The organism is Rhodococcus sp. H29-C3, assembly GCF_030063405.1.
In the GTDB taxonomy this organism is placed as follows: domain Bacteria; phylum Actinomycetota; class Actinomycetes; order Mycobacteriales; family Mycobacteriaceae; genus Rhodococcoides.
In genome coordinates this window covers 416,683-433,738 of the sequence record NZ_JASITC010000003.1, presented here as the reverse complement: position 1 = coordinate 433,738, position 17,056 = coordinate 416,683, and the positions used below count along the sequence as shown (strand labels likewise).

Below are 17,056 nucleotides of genomic sequence, written 5' to 3'. Positions count from 1 at the left end.
CAGCGTTTCTCACTGCTGCGCAACCCTATCAAAAGGATCGGAAGCCGTGGAACGTCAGGCCCCGGACGCCTGCCGGACGCCATGACTCTCGCGCGCCGACTGCTGAAATGGCTCGTCGTAGTGATCGAGATGCTCGAACTCCGGGTCTTCGTCATCGATTTCGAGCACTACGGCACCGGGCCGACGCAGTCGCTGTGGAACGAGCCGGAGCTCTTCGTCGGTGCGTGATTCCACACCGAGACGTGAGCGACCTGCTCGGGTCATGCGCCGCCGTCGGATCTCCTGCTCGATCTGGACCTGCCGACGCAGGTAGTAGAGGTATCCAGCGAGGGCTGCGACCGAAAGGGCGCACGCCCACCACAACATCGGCGTCATGATTACCGCGAGCGCACCGGTCGCGATGACGGCGAAGATCAACCCGAGTACTGCGCGCTGCCGGAAGGAGTACCGAGCGGCGCTTGCAATCGCATCAGCTTCGGCGTCGAAGCCGCCGCGTCCTCGACGGCTCGGAACGTAGGCACGTTCGGCGTCGTCCGTGTCGATTTCTTCGGTCTCTGCGTGAGTGTCCATCGGGTCCTCCGCGTCGGTGCTCGGTGCGTTACGTCCGAAGACGACGCCGGCGGGTGCCGATGTGCGCTCGTCGTACTCGGGTCGCCAGTCGGGGTCGCTTGCGTGTCCGGCGGCAGGTCCCCGTTGGGGCCTAGTGGTTCCACCGCGGTACAGGACTCGGGTCGCGAGGGCGACGTCGGATGTCTGCATGATGCGTGGGCGCTTGCTCATCATCATCGGCAGCAGGACGAACAACCAGATTGCGACAAGACCGATCCAGATGATCGAGTTGGGCATATCAGCGTTCTCCTCTCATGCCTGTTGGGTCCGACATCTATGACGTCCTCAGGCTATGCGGAAGTTGCTGCCGAACCTCGACGACGCGCCGACCCAGATTACACACACGTAACTCCAGTCACATCTGTCACGAGTGGACACGTCCGAGTTCTAGGCCCAGGCCGCCCGTCCGGTGCGCACCAACCGGTCCGCGACGGTGCCCTGAACCTCGTTGGAAGTCAGCGCCACCAGGAGGTGATCGCGCCAGCGCCCATCGACGTCGAGGTAGTCCCTCAGGAGTCCTTCTTCACGGAACCCGACGTTGCGTAGTACAGCTTGGCTCGGAAGGTTCTCCGGTCGCACTGTTGCTTCGACGCGGTGGAGTCCCAACGGACCGAAACAATGATCGAGACCTATGGCCAACGCTGCCGTGGCAACGCCGCGACCATTGACGTCCTTGGCCACCCAATACCCGATCCATGCAGATTTAAGCGCACCACGAATGATGTTGCCGACCGTCATTTGTCCACAGAATTCACCGTCGACCTCGATGACCATCGGCAGCATGTGGCCCTTACGAGCTTCGGACTTGAGCCCGGAGCACAAGGCGGGCCATGACGAGATGTGGTGTCGTGCGGCCCACGAACCCTCGCCTGTCGGTTCCCATGGCTCCAGATGGTCGCGATCACGGAGTCGGAGCCGACTCCAGGCACCCGCATCCCGAAGCTTCACAGGGCGGAGAGTGACATTACCCCCGGCAACAGTCAGAGGTCCCAGTTTCGCCGGCCAACCTGGGTGGCTCGACCACGTGCGCGGCATCTGTCGACATTAGCGCCTTGGGCGGGGCCGCTGCACCATTGCCGCGGAGTCGTTACCCCCTCTGGGCGAGGAAAGCTACGTCGACTTCTTCGCCCGTTCTGATTTCGGTGACATTCGGCTCGATTACCACGAGACAGTTGGCCTCGGCGAGCGTGGCGAGCAGGTGCGAAGAAGATCCAGGAGCTCCACCGAGCGCCTGTACGAGGTATTCACCGGAGCCTTCGTCACGCATCAGCTGACCGCGCAGAAAGCCTTTGCGGTCCTCGATAGAGGTGATCGGTGCGACCGTTCGCGCAGTCACTGTGCGACGCATCGGCTGGCGACGACCGAGTGCGATGCGAATCAACGGCCGAACCATGATTTCGAACACCACGAGTGCACTGACCGGGTTGGCGGGAAGTAAGAAGGTCGGTACCTCGTCGCGGCCCAGTTGCCCGAAACCCTGCACCGAACCCGGATGCATCGCAACACGTTCGACTTCGAGATCACCGAGGTCCGACAGTGCCTCCCGGACACTGTCGGAGGCGCCGCCACCGACTGCACCGGCAATGACGACGATCTCGGAGCGAATGAGTTGGCCTTCGACAACTTCACGTAACCGTTTGGGGTCACCGCTGACAATTCCGACGCGGTTGACGTCTGCGCCGGCGTCACGTGCCGCGGCCGCAAGCGCATAGGAGTTGACGTCGTAGACCTGGCCGGGTCCCGGGGTGCGGTCGGTGTCGACGAGTTCTCCGCCGACGGAAATAACCGACAGGCGTGGTCGCGGATGGACCAGTACCTTGTCACGCCCCACGGCAGCGAGCAGACCGACCTGGGCTGCGCCGATGATGGTTCCTGCCCGCACCGCAACGTCACCCGGCTGTACGTCGTCCCCGATCTTGCGGACGTAGTCGCCCGAGCGCACCGGTCGATATACCTGCACTCGCGCCCGTCCCGCATCGGTGCGGTCCAGCGGGAGTACTGCGTCGGCGAGCGTCGGGAGCGGTGCACCGGTGTCCACCCGCACAGCCTGCCGCGGTTGCAGCCGAATTGGTTGCCTCGAGCCGGCGGTGACCTCCCCGACCACAGGCAGCGTCAACTCGATGCGTTCGTCGTCCTCGTTGCGCAAGTCGGTTCCAGCGGAGGCGACATCGACGCTGCGCACGGCATAACCGTCGATGGCTGCTTGGTCGAAACCCGGCAGGGGTCGCTCGGTGACCACTTCCTCGGCGCACAACAAGCCCTGCGCTTCCGAGATCGCTACTCGGACAGGCCGTGGAGCGACCGCCGCAGCGGTCACTCTGGTCTGCTGATCTTCAACCGAGCGCATCTGGCCCCTTCTCTATCTCTGTACTCCGGGCCTATTCATACGTGGTGAGTTGCGGCGCCCAATCGTCACTCAGACGTTCGGTCAGCCATTCACGCAAAGACGGACCGTAATCATCGCGTTCGAGTGCAAAGTCAACCGCAGCGCGTAGGTATCCCCCGGGATTTCCGAGGTCGTGTCGGGAACCGCGATGTACGACGACGTGGACCGGATGACCCTCGTCGATCAACAGCGCGATGGCGTCGGTGAGCTGAATCTCGCCACCAGCACCCGGCTCGATGCGCCGCAAGGCGTCGAAAATCGCCCGATCGAGCAGATAGCGGCCTGCCGCAGCGAACAGTGACGGCGCATCTTCACGCTTGGGCTTCTCGACCATGCCGGTGACCTTGAGGACATTCGGGTTCACCGCGTCGGGCACGGTTTCGACGGAGAAGACTCCGTAGGAGGAGACATCTTCTTCGGGTACTTCGAAGGCACACAGCACGGTGCCGCCGCGCTTTGCACGCACCCGGGACATCACGTCGAGTACACCTCGGGGAAGAACGAGGTCGTCGGGCAGCAGGACTGCCACGGCGTCTTCGTCGTCGTCGAGTACTTCTTCGGCACATGCGACGGCGTGACCGAGCCCGAGAGGCTCGGACTGCACGACAGATTGGACATCGAGAAGCGAGGGAGCGACGCGGACCTTCGCAAGCATCTTCAACTTGCCGCTCTTCTCGAGCTTCGTCTCGAGAACGAGATCCTCGACGAAGTGCGCGACGACGCCGTCCTTACCGGGCGAGGTGACGATAACGAGACGCTCGGCGCCGGAGTCGGCCGCTTCACCTGCAACGAGTTCGATTCCTGGTGTGTCTACGACCGGAAGCAGTTCCTTGGGAACGGTTTTGGTGGCAGGCAAAAAGCGTGTCCCCATGCCGGCGGCCGGAACGATCGCTGTCCGAAAGTGCCCTTGATGCCCGACATGCGTTGTCGGAGCGTCTGCTGCGGCTTCTGTCATGCTGCCCACCTTATCCATGGTCACCGCGGATCTCGCTCCGCGCCTGCCGACTGTTCCCGAGGTGCCTAAGCTCGACCCATGCTGCTAGAGACGATGCTGCTGGTAATGCGGTGAAACCGATCTCCAAAAAGGAGTGGCGCTTACGCGTCCTCGCATCTCGTCGTAACTCGACCGCGATGACCCGTGAAGACGAGTCGCTGAAACTCTGTCATGCCGCAGCCGAATCGGCGCGTGGCGCGTCCACTGTTGCGGCGTATATCCCGGTGGGAAGCGAGCCGGGGTCCCTCGACATGCTGGACGCGCTTCGTCTTCGATCACCGGTTGTATTGGTTCCGGTAGCTCGGGAACCAGGGCCGTTGCAGTGGGCAGAGTACACAGGGCGCGAAAATCTGAAGGCCGCGCAATACGGCCTGTACGAACCGACCGGACCACTGTTGCCTCCCGCGCGAGTCGCGACGTGCGATGTGGTGTTCGTGCCCGCGTTGGCCGTAGATCTACGCGGAGTCAGGTTGGGTCGGGGTGCCGGCTTCTATGATCGAACACTCGATCTGGTCCCTGTCGGAACCCCGGTCATAGCGGTAGTTCGCGACTCGGAGTTGGTAGACGAACTCCCCGAGGAACCGCATGATCGTCGCGCCTCCCATGCCCTCACCCCGTCCGGCGGCCTCATTGCCTTGAGTCGGGAATAGCCGCCTGAATGGCAGCGTTGGCAGTCATGACTGTAGAGTGCTAATGCTCTCTCCTTCTCGGAGAAGTTCCAGCAGTTTTTTCGGCACACCAGTGGTCTCGACCGAGCAATGGCGAAATCTCCATGGTGACCAGTCGAGCAGTTGACCAGTGGACCAGCGCGGAGGAACATCGATGCCCACCTATTCATACGCCTGCACCGAGTGCGAGAACCGGTTCGACATTGTGCAGTCGTTCAGCGAGGACTCACTGACCGTGTGCCCGAAGTGCAGCGGCAAGTTGCGGAAACTATTCAACTCGGTCGGAATCGTGTTCAAGGGAACCGGGTTCTACCGGACCGACAGTCGTAGCGGCGCCAGCACAGCCAGCGAAAGCGCCGGCGAATCGAAGAGCGACAAGAGCGATTCCGCACCGGCGAAGACCGATGCGAAAGCCAAGGAGTCCAGCTCGAGCAGCACGTCCGCGAAGACGAGCGCATCCTCTTCGACACCGTCGAAAGCAGCAGCAACCTCGTAGTTTCTCGTTTATCCACAGGCCTCGGCGTTATCCACAGCCGGGGCCTGTTTCGACTGCTGATGCAGACAGTCCGTCGTTACGGTGAATCTCATGCCACAGCGACATGCCCGTCTCGATTCCACAATGTTGGATCGACTACTTGTTCGGCCGGGCTGGACTCGCACCGTGCTCGTCCGCCGCTCGACGGCTGGGGCCCTTGCCTTTCTGGCGGCTGTGTTGTTCGTCAGGGATGCCGCTGCGACAGATCGCGTACCGATTGTCGTTGCGGCCCGCGATCTGGCTCCGGGTAGGCCACTCCAGCCCGAGGACGTCCGGATTGCCGGCTACGAGCCGGGAACTGTTCCCAACGGCGTAATCACCGATATCGACGACGCAACGACACACACAGTGGCGGGCCCGATCCGTGCCGGTGAACCTCTCACCGATGTCCGTCTCCTCACACCGCGGTTGGCTGGGGCAGCGCTCGGTTCGGCCGATGGCCGAATCGTGCCCGTCCGCCTGACCGACGCCGCGGTCACAGATCTCTTACGCGAGGGCGACATCGTCGACGTGCTGACTGTCCAGGCCGACGGGGACGGCGGTGAACAGAGTGCGCGAATTTTGACGACCGATTCCGTCGTCGTACTGATTTCGGAGAAAGACGCACGTCAGCGAAGCAGCGACCGAGTTGTACTCGTGGCGATGTCACCTGAGGATGCGACGGCTGTTGCCGCCGCATCCCTGGTCAGCTCACTGACCGTGACTTTCCACTGACAGTGAGCCCGTGCCTGCCATCCGAGGGTGAATCTTTCATATCCGACGCCTCGGTGTCGTCGACGTCCGCCGAGCGGGCATCGAAGTGACCGGCGTAGGTCGCGAAGGTCGTGAATACCAGCGCACCGATCCGATCGGTGAAGACGATTTTGACGCCGAAAGAATCCGAGTTGCTGTCGCGACGGTGGCTTTCGAGAAAGACATCGCTGTGCAGACTGTCGTCCGAGCGCAGAGGTCGATGCTCGATGGTGCGCTGTTCGGTCAGGCTCAGGACATAGGAATCGAATTCCGCGAAGACTTCTCGGAGCACGTACGACGCTGCGGATGTCGCCAGGTTTCGCTCCGCGTCGGCCCTGTGCTCCGTGTCCTCCACGTCAGCGGCTTTGGGGAACATCCACAGCAGATCCGATTGGTCTGCGCGTGTGGAGGCCGGATCGTAGAACTCGGACAACCGGTGCCGCTTGCCCAGCACGCCTTCGATCCAGTCGCTCGAAGGCGCAAAAGTAGCGGCTCTGTGACGACTCATAGCGGCATCCTATCCCGCCACAAGTTTGCACATCGAATACTGAGACAGATCACAGGAAGTAGTGGCATTCGATCCTGGTGACGACGCATCGATCGGACGCGTCGTCACCAGAGCACATGCATTCGGATTTCAGCCAATACTGAAGGGCTGTCCCCAGAGGGTCACAGTGGACGTCACCGCATCGTTTTCGATGGTGACGTCTACGTACGAACGGGCCTCCGCGAAGCCTGCGCAGCCGGACACACTCAAGGTTTCGTCGGCGAAGGTGAAGCCGCCTCCGTTGCCTTCGAACGGGAAGTCGTTGTCCGTTTCGGTCGCAACGGTGACGCCATCGATTTTCGCATTTGTCTCGTCGGCGACCAGCTTGACGTCGTTGAGCTGTCCCGGCGCGAGCTCCAGGTTCAGGCCTGCGCCGATCTCATAGGTGTTGGGCTGGGTACGGTCGATTTTCAACGAACTCAAGTCACCCGGTTCGACCGAAATGGTATTTCCCTGACCGAAGGTGGCGCCCACTCCGCCGCCGATGCCTGCTGCGAAATCGACCTGGCACCCGACGAGAAAGCCTGGTTCGATCGTTCCGCCACCGGGGTTGGAGGTCTCGACTGTGTAGTTGCCCGTCACCCACACGTTGCGCTGTGTCGGCGTGGCACCCATGGATGGAGAGATGAGCCCGCTTTGGCCGAAGCCTTTGACCGTCACCACTGTTCCGTCGATGAGAGTCTTGCTGATCTCGTTGTCCGGCAACGGCACGAACGTATCTGCGCTCGCTGCACCTGCCGACCAGAATCCGATTGCGACGGCACCGACTGCCCCGAGTGCTGCGATGCGCGCAGCAACAGTTCTGTTGTTCTTCACTGTGTCTGGTCCCCTCTAGGTCCTACGAAGTTCGAAAGTCTCAGCCGAGGCTGAACGGCTGGCCGTACAGAGTGCCTTTGTATCGGTAGTTTCCGGTGAGCTCGAGTGTTGTGTAGGACCGAGCCTGCGCGAATCCTCCACAGTTCTGGACCGAGATCGCGACGTCCTGGTACTGGATTGCCGTAGTCGGTCCCGACACATCCTTGGATGCTATTTCGATCGCGGCGACTTCGCGGTCCTGCAACGGAATGTCGAAGTCGGCACCGCCACCGATCTTGTTCTCGGTCTCACCTTCTCCGCCGATCAAGAAGGGAATGGGGAACAGAGTGATGATGTTGGTGTTGCCACCCTCGATACCGGCATCGAAATTCAACCCGAATTCGAGGTCGGTCATATCGAGTTGGCAGCCGACCAGGTAACCGGTCTTCAATGTTCCGGTCGAGCCTTCGGGGACCTCGGACAGGGCCGTGCCGGTGGCCCACGCGTTTCGGTTCAGTCCGTTGAAAGCAATTTGAGGCGCAACCTTCGCGGACTCGTCGAAGTGCGCAATCTTGTAGGGGCCGACTACTTTCTCGCCGTTGGCCAATGGGACAAAAGTTTCTGCGTTGGCGGCACCGGCTGACAGCAGTCCGATACCTACGGACGCCACTGCCCCGAGTGCGGCCAACCGGCCGAACCTGCGCAGCGCGAAAAAGCGAGACTCGTTCATTGTTCCCCTCATGCAGCGTCAACTTAAAAGATTTTGCAATCCGACGGCCCTCACATGAAGCGAGGCGTTTCCTGGGGAAGGGTACTGGACGTTCGGCCTGCCGTCATGAGCAAACGGAATCAATTTTTACAAGAACGTTATAGAGACAACAATCGACGGACCAGCCAGCTTTCGCCCTGAACGTCCCTCATTCCGTTAACCTTTTCCAATAGTGATACGCCGTCCATCGGCTCGACTGGACTCGAGGAGAATCATGCTCAAGGGATTCAAAGACTTCTTGCTCCGCGGAAATGTCGTCGATCTGGCCGTCGCGGTGGTCGTCGGAGCTGCGTTCACCGCCATCGTCACCGCGTTCACGACCAACATCGTCAACCCGCTCATCGCGGCCCTCGGCGGTTCCAACGAATACGGGTGGGGATTCAAAATCACCTCGAGCCCTGAGACATTCGTCAATGTAGGCGCCGTGATCACGGCGGTCATCAACTTCATCATCCTCGCTGCAGTGGTGTATTTCGTACTCGTCCTGCCGGTGACCACCGCCAAGAAGCGGTTCGTCAGCGAACCCGACAAGGAACTCAGCGACGTAGACGTCCTCGTTCAGATTCGAGACATGCTGGCCGGTGGAACCGACGTCGGCCGCAGGCTCTCGACACCCGCGGATGACACCGGCGGCAGCGGCGAGGCAGTAGGCGATGCCGAAAATTCGGGCGGCGGGTTGCACAGCAAGTAAGACGTGACTTCTAGGCCGAAGGGTCCGTTTCTGCTGATCCCCTCAGCAGAAACGGACCCCTTTTACTTACCTGAACAATCCAAGGTTTGTACCGCTCACTCCCGGGCAGTGAGATTCGAAACTCCTACGCCAAGCAGTTCACAGGGACAATTTCCCGGTTCAATCCAGGATCAGAACTTTTGCAGAGGAAACTCAACCAATGTGATGGTCGTGCCGTCGTTGCCGCACGATGCTGCCACCGCCTCCGAGTTGTCGACGAACGCCTGACCCGAGACGCTGTCGGCCTCGGTGAGCTCGAGTGAATCCTTCGGCAGCGCCGAGACAAGCGATTCGATGTTCGCCTTCACCTCCCCCTCTGCCTGCTCGGCGAGGGGGGAGATCCTTGCGAGCACAGCGTCTTTGTCCGCGGTCCACTGGACGGCGTCGCCGCCGACGCCGGGGCCGGCGGTGGCGAGTGTCGTCAGTTCGTCGTGCGCAGATTGGAACTGCGCGCAGACATCGGCGTTCGCGCCCGAAGCCGACCTGTCCGCCGATTCGCCACTGCCGCAACCGACTAGAGCAACCATGCCGGCAAAGGCAACGACGGGAATGAAAGTGAAGCGCATTAATTATCAGCCGTTTCTCGCGCACCGGAGCCCGCCGGGTCCGGTGCACGCATTCAGAGGAAGTTGGGGACGAACAAATCGGGCCCGTCCGGAATAACTCCGGACGGGCCCGATCAGGTTCAGCGCATCAGCGCTGGGATGTGAAGCTTTCGATCAACCGATCGAGATCAGTTGAAGGTCCACGGGACACCGTAGGTGACAGCAACGTCACCGGTGGAGCTGGTGACCGAGACGTACGGGCGAACGCGAACGTTGCCGAGGATGCCGGTCGCGGTGCCGTGAGCGTTGGCGATCTGGATGGTGCCCGAAGCGCCTTCAGCGTCGCCCTCGGTGCCCTGGATGCTGCCCGAAGCGCCTTCGGCGTCGACGATGCCGGGTCCTGGAGCGATCACGGCCTCGAACTTGGCAGTCGGAATGAGCTGAGCCTCCGCGCCGATTCCGAATTCACCGGGCAGGCTAGGCGCGCTGTCGCCGGAAGGTGCTGCCAGAAGGTCGAATTCGCCACCGACGCCGGCCTTCGCCGTGATGCTAGGGGTTCCCCATCCGATTTTCACCGATCCGCCGAGGCTCATCGGGTAGCCGACCTGGTAGCCGATTGCCAGAGTGCCTTCGAAGTCTTCGGCGTCGGGTCCGGTGACGTTCCAGCCTGCAACGCCGTTGGCGAACCACTCACGGGTGAGCGGGTTGCCGTCGAGCGGCGAGACGCTGTTGATGAAGGTGTCGGACAGCGACACGGTGATGGTGTTTCCGTTGGCGTCGACGACCGTGTTGGTGCTGTCGACTGCTGCGGAAGCGGTACCGGTGCCGAGCACCAGGCCGATAACCGAAGCGCCTGCTGCAACTGCAACGCTCATGGACTTGAACCCACGGCTACGCCGCGACTTCTGGATCTCCGTCATTTACTTCCTCATCATGTTCAGTCCCAGCACAGTCGCACGGGAAGCTTGTGGCTTTCACCCTCGGTTCACGACGGCAGCATTGCCGAGAATCCCCGAGCAGAACTTCGATCCTCGGATCGCGTTCTTTGTCAGTTCCAACCCAAAGACGTCGAACGTGTAAGTCCACGTCCTTGAAGCCGGAAGCTGAGGGGAACATTAGAGGAGTTGCCGGATCGTGACAATCCCTACGATTGCCCGACGAAGGTGTCCCGTTCGTGATGTGTTTCGGGCAGGTGAACGACGTTGGCAACATACTGACGAGTAACGCAGAACACATTTTCGGCGCCCGTGGCCGACCCGTTACAAACCTCATCGAGGAGCACACACGGTTTGAAGTGGGCAGACACTCAAGTAACACGCCTCACACTGTCGACGAACGCCCCGAATGTGAGGATTGGAATCACCGTGATCGGAAGCGCGACACCCATTTCGGGCTGACAAACAGTGCTAAAAACAGGTAAACAACAAATGAACACACGTTCGATGCAACACGGAAAACGTGTCCTAGATCACATCAATAGTGGTGCGGCGGACGCTCCCGATCGAACCATTGGTCCGATCTCGTGTCCTCTGCGCCCGCCTGTTCATCGCTTGTCGTTTCCGGGAGGACGTCACCGAAGATACGAGCGAGCCGAGCCCGTTCGATTCGGGCTCGGCTCTCGTCGTGCTTCTCGTTGTTGTGCTCGGCCATTGAAGGAGGCCTCCTACTCAGGCATCCAGGCCGGAGAGGTCGGCGATGACCTGACTCGCCAATGGGGTGAGCGTCGCCATACCGTCACGGATCGCAGCCCTCGAGGACGCCAGATTCACCACCAGTGTGCTGCCGGAAACCCCGACTAGCCCACGGGACAGACCAGCGTCGAGAGTGCCCGCTGCAAGCCCGGAGGATCGGAGGGCCTCACTGATGCCCGGAATCTCTCGATCCAAAACCTCGGCAGTGACGTCTGGCGTCACATCCCGCGGTGAGACGCCGGTTCCGCCGATCGACACGACCAGATCGACGCCACCGATGACAGCGGTGTTGAGTGCATTGCGCACATCGACCTCATCCGACGTCACGGCAACAACGCCGTCGACCAAGAATCCTGCTTCGGTGAGCAACTCTGTGACCAATGGGCCGGTCGAGTCCTGTTCACTGCTGTGTGCGGTCCGATCGTCCACGATCACGACCAAAGCCCGTCCAGCCAGAGGTGCCTCTATTTCCATAGTGCTTACCGTAGTAGTAGCGCGCTGCCCGGACTCACGCTGTGCGTAAATCGTTGCAACTGTCGTCAGCGAATCGGTATCGGACCACATCAGCGACCACCAGGGAATCCGGGGATCTGCAGTGGTGACTGCGACTCCGATTCGGACGGAGCCTGTACAGCAGCAGTCTGCGGCTCGGCGGTTCCGAGGGTTACGTCGACGGTCTTGTCCTTGCCACCTTCGCTGTAAGTGATCTTCACCGAATCGCCGGGGGCGTGCGAGCGCACCGCCGCGATGAGTGCGTCACCACTGGAAATCACTCGATCGTCGACTTTGGTGATGACAGCTCCCTTGGGGATGCCCGCTGCAGCCGCTGGCCCACCCGCGGTCACCTCGACCACCGTCGCACCGTTCGCGTCGTCCTGCGAGGGAACCTGGACGCCGATCATGGCCTGCGTCGCCTTACCGATTTTGCTCAGCTCATCGGCGATGCGCTTGGCCTGATCGACCGGGATCGCGAAGCCGAGTCCGATGGAGCCGCTCTGAGCGCCCGAGGACTGGCTTCCGCCGAGCGAGGCGATGGCGGTATTGATGCCGATCAACTGACCGTCGGTATTGACCAGCGCGCCACCCGAGTTGCCGGGGTTGATGGCAGCGTCGGTCTGGATGGCATCGATCACCGAGTTCTGGTTGCCCGACTCACCACTGGTCGACACCGGGCGGTTCAGCGCGGACACGATGCCTGTGGTCACGGTCCCGGCAAGCCCGAGCGGAGAACCGATTGCTACGACCTGCTGCCCTACCTCCAGGTTCGACGAAGATCCGAGTTCGATAGGCGTCAACCCTGTCTTGCCTTCTACCTTGATGACCGCCATGTCCGACACCGCATCCGCGCCCACCAACTTTGCGTCTGCAATCGACCCATCCGAGAATGCAACGGTAAGTTTGCCGTTGGCTCCTGCACCGGTGGCAACGTGGTTATTGGTGAGAACAAGTCCGTCCGAAGACAGGATGACGCCGGAGCCCTCCCCCTCGGCCTGGCTTCCCTTGACCTGAATCTGCACGACGCTCGGCAGAACCTTGTTCGCTACAGCCTGAACCGAGCCGTCGGGGAAGTTGGCGGCGGGTTGTGCCGCGGTGACATTGGAGTTGAGTGAATTGGAAACGCCTCCAGTGCCGTTGGCGTTGTTGGTAGCGATTGCCCCTACCGCGCCACCGATTCCGCCGCCGACCAGAACCAGTGCGATAGCTCCGGCGACGAGAGTGGTTCGGCCGGGCCTGGCCTTGAGCGCAGCGGGCGCCTGGGTAGTCGCCTCGTGGTGCTGTGGCGCCGCGTGTTGGTTGTAGCCATACCCCTGCTGCGGGTACGGATTCTGACCGTATGACGGGCTTCCGTACTGCCCCGGGGTCTGCTGTTGGCCATACGGGTGTTGCTGCTGAGAAAACTGCGGGTTGAAGTTCTGATCCGACGGATTTTGGGCAGTGGGATCGGTCTTCGGATGCTCGGGGTTACGCCCGGAGTCTGTGCGATCGTCGCTCATCAGTTGGTACTTCTTTCAGTAGAAACCTCGGTCGAGGTCGCCCGCCTTTGTTATCGGTAACAATGCCGGGTGCTTCTGAGAGCGCGCTGAGATGCGCCTATTGATTTCCCGAGACTCTCTGAATCCAATCCGGAACGAGAAAGTCAGATATCCGAAGCCGTCGGCACGATGTGCGGATCCACCTCACCCGGCAACACGATTCGAATCAGCGCACCCCCACGTTCGGACACCTCTACACCGATGGTCCCGCCGTGTTTGACGACAACTTGCCGAACTATCGCGAGCCCCAATCCGGACCCGGGCATCGACCTCGACGCAGTCGATCTGTAGAAGCGGTCGAACACGAGTTCGCGATCCTCTTCGGGAATCCCCGGCCCGCCATCGTCGACGGTGAGTTCCATGAGGCCATCAGCGATCTTGCGCATCACCACGCGGACCTCACCGCCGGCTGGACTCCACTTGGCCGCATTGTCGAGAACATTGAGCACAGCTCGCGACAACCCAGCCTGATCCCCATAGACGAACCACGGCTCGAGGGTCGCAACGAAGTCGATTTCGTTGCGACGCCGTCGTACACGCTCGAGACTGCGGGCGACGGCATCGGCAAGATCCACGCGCTCGAAAACCGTCTCGGGTGTGTCTTCACGGGCGAGGTCGACGAGATCGCCGACGAGTGTGGACAATTCCTGGATCTGCGCGACGACGTCGGTGCGCAACTCAGCCATGTCCTCATCCGGAATCGACGGGGCGCCGGGGCGGCCCGAGGCGATCAGCAATTCCATGTTGGTGCGCAACGACGTCAAGGGGGTGCGGAGTTCGTGACCAGCATCGGCGACCAGTCGACTCTGACGGCCTCTGGATTCGGCCAAGGCTCGGAGCATCGTGTTGAAACTCTCGGTGAGACGAGCCAGTTCGTCGTCGCCGGTGACAGGGATCGGCGTCAGATCATCGGTACGGGCGACGCGTTCGGCGGCTGCGGTCAATCTCGCGATCGGCCGTAAGCCGGTGCGGCCCACGGCCATTCCAGCGCCGGCAGCGAGTGCGACACCGCCACCTCCCACGAACAGCAGAACCCACGCGAGCCGGTCGAGCACCTCTCCGGTGGGAGAGAGCCGCTGTGCAATGACAATTGTGCTGCCATCCTGTGTGCGCTGACTGAGCACCCTTTGCCCATCGACCGTCCGCAACGAAAGATCACTCTTACCCTCGGCGACGGCGACTTCCGCTGCCCCGATCGGCACCTTGGAACCCGGCGGCACATATTTGGTGAGATCGGGATAGATCAGCGCCACCGAGACGTCGGTGCTGTACAGCGTTGCACCGGCAACGTAGCGGGGGTCGAAGGTAACCAGATTGCTGTTGACCAACGCATCTGCCCGGCTTCGAAGCTGGTTGTCGACGTCCCCGTACAACGCTCTCGACACGACGGCGTAGGCCGCTATCGCCATCACTGCCACGGCGATAGCCACCACCGACGCGGCCAACAACGTCACCCGCCAACGCAACGACACCGTCCGCGTCAACGGCATCGGAGGACGCATCGCCGACGGGTCCGACACTGCCTGCGCGGGCGGCCGACGCCCGAAGGGGGCAACCATTACGGAGGCGTCTCGCGGAGCACGTAGCCGACTCCCCGGACCGTATGAATCAGCCGAGTCTCCCCCTCTGCTTCGGTCTTGCGTCGCAGATAGCCCACATACACCTCGAGAGCGTTCCCCGACGTCGGGAAGTCGTATCCCCACACCTCTTCGAGGATTCGACTGCGCGTCAGTACTCGACGCGGGTTCATGATCAACATTTCCATGAGCGAGAACTCGGTTCGCGTCAGGCTGATCGACCGTTCACCGCGGGTCACCTCACGGGTGACCGGATCCAATGAGAGATCGGCGAACTCCATTGCTTCCGATTCTCCGTCGGCATCCATCGCGGTCCGGCGAAGCAGCGCGCGCAATCGAGCCAACAATTCCTCGAGCGCGAACGGCTTGGGCAGATAGTCGTCGGCACCGGCGTCGAGACCGGCCACGCGCTCGGACACCGAGTCACGGGCAGTGAGTACCAGAATCGGCAAGTCGTCACCGACACTACGCAGGCGTCGGCACACTTCGAGCCCGTCGAGACGGGGCATCATCACGTCGAGGACGAGCGCATCCGGGCGTTCCGCGGCAATTTTCTCCAGTGCATCCAAGCCGTCGACAGCGATGTCGACGGTGTAGCCGTTGAAGGTGAGGGATCTCCTGAGCGAGTCACGGACCGCTCGATCGTCGTCGACAACCAGAATGCGCATTCGTCTAGTTTGTCCTGAAGGACTGAGATATGTCTGAGAAGGGTCCCATTGTGTTCTAGTCCTCGGCAGGCAAGCGTCGGGCGATCGGCAGGTTCCACCGTCGCCACAGAGCAAGGACACGCAGCCCCGTCGCGGCAACAGTGCCGATGACCAGGCCGATATTCTCGGACCATCCGATCGCTTCCGTCACCGCAACCGCCGCCGAACCCAGCAGTGCCGGGACGGCATACAGATCGCGCCGAAGCAGCAGCGGAACCTCGTTGACCAGGACATCCCGAATGACGCCGCCCGCCACAGCGGTCGTCACACCGATGAGACACGCCGCGAGAGAACTGCCTCCGTTCGCCAACGCGATCGTCGCACCCGTCGCCGCGAACAACCCCATACCGAACGCGTCGAAGAGCAGAACGCCTTTCCAGACACGATCGATGACCGTATGGGCAACGAACACCAGCAGTGATGTGACGAGCGCGACCGTAAGGTTGGGCCACCGATCCAGCGACGTCGGCGGGTGAATCCCGAGCAGGAGATCTCGGATGATGCCGCCACCGACTCCCGTCGTGATTCCGACGACGCACACACCGAAGAGATCGAGGCGTTTGCGAACACCGATCAGAGCGCCCGACGCTGCGAACGCCGCTATTCCCACATAACCCAACACATCCACGAGCACCCGGTAAGCGTCCCATGGGCGCATCCACCACTGCTGTGGCACGCTGAGTTCATTCGAGGAGCGCCACAGGAAAGGTTGGGTTCACGTTGCCGATCGTCGACAACGCCGTGTACGTCGACGGCAAGAGGACAGCCAACCCCGGCAGTCTCGACATTACCTACGAGGTGATGCGGGAACGCAAAGGGATGGCCTGGATCGGCATGTATCGCCCGGGAGTCGACGAAATCGACTCCGTCGCCGATGAATTCAGCCTCCACCGCCTGGCTGTCGAGGATGCCATCGCCGCACACCAGCGCCCGAAACTCGAACGTTACGACGACCAACTGTTCGTCGTGCTTCGACCTGCTCGGTACATCGACGAGACCGAGAAGGTCGAATTCGGTGAGCTCCATATCTTCCTCGGCCCAGACTTCGTCATCACCATCAGGCACGCTGAGTCACCGGACCTCAAAGTGGTGCGCGAAAGACTCGAGAAGACACCCACACTGCTCCGCCAAGGTACCGAGGCTGTGCTCTACGCCATCCTCGACCAGGTCGTCGACGAGTACGAACCCGTGGTCGAAGGACTCCAACTCGACATCGACCAAATCGAGGATCAACTGTTCTCGAGGGACGAATCGGTGTCCCGACGCATTTACACCCTCTCGCGTGAGGTCACCGAGTTCCAACGCGCAACCGGGCCGCTGGTGACGATGATCGAGCACCTCGCAAAAGGTTCGGACAAGTACCACGTCGACATCGAACTCCAACGCAACCTGCGCGATGTGCTTGACCATTGCGTTCGCATCGCAGAACGTGTCGAAACATTCAGGTCGAATCTGCAGAACGCACTTTCGGTCAATTCGACGATGGTTGCCCAGCAGCAGAACGACGAAATTCGCGCCATGACGCAGGTCAGCCTCGAGCAAAACGAGCAAGTCAAGAAGATCTCGTCGTGGGGCGCCATTCTGTTCGCGCCATCATTGATCGCCGCGATCTACGGCATGAACTTCGAGGTCATGCCGGAACTGAGCGTGCACATCGGATACCCGCTTGCACTGCTGGCGATGGTCCTCTGCTCGAGCGCATTGTACGTCACCTTCAAGCGACAGAAGTGGCTGTAGC

20 protein-coding genes are annotated in these 17,056 nt (G+C 61.4%); 5 read left to right on the top strand and 15 right to left on the bottom strand.

What is annotated here, in order from left to right; translation table 11 throughout:
• Positions 1-54: 54 nt before the first annotated feature.
• The 4 genes from sepX to QMK32_RS09315 all read right to left on the bottom strand — a co-directional run bounded on the left by sepX (position 55) and on the right by QMK32_RS09315 (position 3,950).
• A complete protein-coding gene (gene sepX / locus QMK32_RS09330; RefSeq protein WP_283474500.1) occupies positions 55-846 on the bottom strand; it encodes a divisome protein SepX/GlpR in 792 nt (263 codons plus the stop codon).
• A gap of 150 nt (positions 847-996) precedes the next feature.
• The gene (locus QMK32_RS09325) at positions 997-1,644 is read right to left on the bottom strand and encodes a GNAT family N-acetyltransferase (protein ID WP_283474499.1); all 648 of its coding nucleotides are present in this window, start codon (positions 1,642-1,644) and stop codon (positions 997-999) included.
• Positions 1,645-1,696: 52 nt separating this feature from the next.
• Positions 1,697-2,956, bottom strand: a complete 1,260-nt coding sequence (glp, locus tag QMK32_RS09320) for a molybdotransferase-like divisome protein Glp (RefSeq protein ID WP_283474498.1) — start codon at positions 2,954-2,956, stop codon at positions 1,697-1,699.
• Positions 2,957-2,987: 31 nt separating this feature from the next.
• Entirely contained in the window at positions 2,988-3,950 is a 963-nt protein-coding gene (locus QMK32_RS09315; RefSeq protein ID WP_084348073.1) for a UTP--glucose-1-phosphate uridylyltransferase, read from the bottom strand.
• 119 nt (positions 3,951-4,069) lie between these two features.
• Here QMK32_RS09315 and QMK32_RS09310 point away from each other — a divergent pair, with 119 nt between their 5' ends.
• The 3 genes from QMK32_RS09310 (at position 4,070) to QMK32_RS09300 (ending at position 5,906) form a co-directional block, all read left to right on the top strand.
• Positions 4,070-4,639 (top strand): 5-formyltetrahydrofolate cyclo-ligase, encoded by a 570-nt coding sequence (locus tag QMK32_RS09310; RefSeq protein ID WP_502943565.1) that lies wholly within the window; start codon positions 4,070-4,072, stop codon positions 4,637-4,639.
• A 172-nt stretch (positions 4,640-4,811) separates the two neighbouring features.
• Complete coding sequence (locus tag QMK32_RS09305) at positions 4,812-5,153, top strand: FmdB family zinc ribbon protein (protein WP_283474495.1); 342 nt, start codon at positions 4,812-4,814, stop codon at positions 5,151-5,153.
• Positions 5,154-5,243: 90 nt separating this feature from the next.
• Positions 5,244-5,906, top strand: coding sequence for an SAF domain-containing protein (locus QMK32_RS09300; protein ID WP_283474494.1), 663 nt, complete (start codon positions 5,244-5,246; stop codon positions 5,904-5,906).
• Here QMK32_RS09300 and QMK32_RS09295 read toward each other — a convergent pair.
• The 3 genes from QMK32_RS09295 to QMK32_RS09285 form a co-directional block, all read right to left on the bottom strand.
• The gene (locus tag QMK32_RS09295) at positions 5,878-6,432 is read right to left on the bottom strand and encodes a hotdog family protein (protein WP_283474493.1); all 555 of its coding nucleotides are present in this window, start codon (positions 6,430-6,432) and stop codon (positions 5,878-5,880) included. The genes QMK32_RS09300 and QMK32_RS09295 overlap by 29 nt on opposite strands.
• Positions 6,433-6,561: 129 nt before the next feature.
• Entirely contained in the window at positions 6,562-7,287 is a 726-nt protein-coding gene (locus tag QMK32_RS09290) for an MspA family porin (RefSeq protein ID WP_283474491.1), read from the bottom strand.
• Between the two features lie 40 nt (positions 7,288-7,327).
• The gene (locus QMK32_RS09285) at positions 7,328-7,996 is read right to left on the bottom strand and encodes an MspA family porin (protein WP_283474490.1); all 669 of its coding nucleotides are present in this window, start codon (positions 7,994-7,996) and stop codon (positions 7,328-7,330) included.
• Between the two features lie 253 nt (positions 7,997-8,249).
• On the opposite strand from QMK32_RS09285, the gene mscL reads away from it, so the two are divergent.
• Entirely contained in the window at positions 8,250-8,726 is a 477-nt protein-coding gene (gene mscL / locus QMK32_RS09280; protein WP_283474489.1) for a large conductance mechanosensitive channel protein MscL, read from the top strand.
• A gap of 170 nt (positions 8,727-8,896) precedes the next feature.
• Here the strand turns inward: mscL and QMK32_RS09275 are convergent, their stop codons facing one another.
• The 8 genes from QMK32_RS09275 to QMK32_RS09240 form a co-directional block, all read right to left on the bottom strand.
• Positions 8,897-9,331, bottom strand: a complete 435-nt coding sequence (locus QMK32_RS09275) for a hypothetical protein (RefSeq protein WP_283474487.1) — start codon at positions 9,329-9,331, stop codon at positions 8,897-8,899.
• A 167-nt stretch (positions 9,332-9,498) separates the two neighbouring features.
• Complete coding sequence (locus QMK32_RS09270; protein ID WP_283474485.1) at positions 9,499-10,185, bottom strand: MspA family porin; 687 nt, start codon at positions 10,183-10,185, stop codon at positions 9,499-9,501.
• Positions 10,186-10,783: 598 nt separating this feature from the next.
• Positions 10,784-10,960, bottom strand: a complete 177-nt coding sequence (locus QMK32_RS09265; protein ID WP_283474483.1) for a hypothetical protein — start codon at positions 10,958-10,960, stop codon at positions 10,784-10,786.
• A gap of 17 nt (positions 10,961-10,977) precedes the next feature.
• Positions 10,978-11,475: a MogA/MoaB family molybdenum cofactor biosynthesis protein gene (locus QMK32_RS09260; protein ID WP_269301747.1), complete on the bottom strand. Its 498-nt coding sequence runs from the start codon at positions 11,473-11,475 to the stop codon at positions 10,978-10,980.
• Positions 11,476-11,564: 89 nt separating this feature from the next.
• Positions 11,565-12,995 (bottom strand): S1C family serine protease, encoded by a 1,431-nt coding sequence (locus tag QMK32_RS09255; RefSeq protein WP_283474482.1) that lies wholly within the window; start codon positions 12,993-12,995, stop codon positions 11,565-11,567.
• A gap of 143 nt (positions 12,996-13,138) precedes the next feature.
• Positions 13,139-14,593, bottom strand: coding sequence for a HAMP domain-containing sensor histidine kinase (locus QMK32_RS09250; RefSeq protein ID WP_283474481.1), 1,455 nt, complete (start codon positions 14,591-14,593; stop codon positions 13,139-13,141).
• Entirely contained in the window at positions 14,593-15,279 is a 687-nt protein-coding gene (locus QMK32_RS09245) for a response regulator transcription factor (RefSeq protein WP_283474479.1), read from the bottom strand. Before QMK32_RS09245 ends, QMK32_RS09250 begins: the two co-directional genes overlap by 1 nt.
• Before the next feature lie 55 nt (positions 15,280-15,334).
• Entirely contained in the window at positions 15,335-15,952 is a 618-nt protein-coding gene (locus QMK32_RS09240; protein WP_283474733.1) for a trimeric intracellular cation channel family protein, read from the bottom strand.
• Between the two features lie 86 nt (positions 15,953-16,038).
• Here QMK32_RS09240 and QMK32_RS09235 point away from each other — a divergent pair, with 86 nt between their 5' ends.
• Positions 16,039-17,055, top strand: a complete 1,017-nt coding sequence (locus QMK32_RS09235) for a magnesium and cobalt transport protein CorA (RefSeq protein WP_283474477.1) — start codon at positions 16,039-16,041, stop codon at positions 17,053-17,055.
• Position 17,056: the final 1 nt, after the last annotated feature.